This is a genomic window from Blautia sp. OM07-19 (genome assembly GCF_003481595.1).
Lineage (GTDB): Bacteria > Bacillota > Clostridia > Lachnospirales > Lachnospiraceae > Blautia_A > Blautia_A intestinihominis.
Map to the genome: position 1 here is coordinate 1 of NZ_QULA01000065.1, position 423 is coordinate 423.

Consider the following 423-nt stretch of genomic DNA (forward strand, 5'->3'; position numbering starts at 1 on the left):
ATCCGAAAGGAGTAAACCCCCTTGAAGACGACGAGGTTGATAGGGCAGAGGTGGAAGTGTGGTAACACATGGAGCTGACTGCTACTAATAGGGTGAGGGCTTGACCAACAAGCTTGGTTATGATATAATTGCTTAGTCAACATGTATGTAGTTTTGAAGATGTGATAATCTTCTAATAGCAAAGAAATTTGCAAGGCCCAGTGGCTCAGTTGGTTAGAGCGCCGCCCTGTCACGGCGGAGGTCGTGAGTTCGAGTCTCATCTGGGTCGTTACATACCGAATGGTATGTGCGATAATTGAATATGTGGGATCTTAGCTCAGCTGGGAGAGCATCTGCCTTACAAGCAGAGGGTCATAGGTTCGAGCCCTATAGGTCCCATATACATTAAGGGTGGATTCCCGAGTGGCCAAAGGGGGCAGACTG

The 423-nt window shown here is 48.2% G+C and carries 2 tRNA genes and 1 rRNA gene; all 3 read left to right on the top strand.

The annotated features are described in order from the left end of the window. Positions 1–108: ribosomal RNA gene (locus tag DXC01_RS19515) — 23S ribosomal RNA — on the top strand; the annotation flags it as partial. An 86-nt stretch (positions 109–194) separates the two neighbouring features. Beyond that, positions 195–268 (top strand) — tRNA-Asp (locus DXC01_RS19520). A 37-nt stretch (positions 269–305) separates the two neighbouring features. Beyond that, positions 306–378, top strand: a tRNA-Val gene (locus DXC01_RS19525). Positions 379–423: the final 45 nt, after the last annotated feature.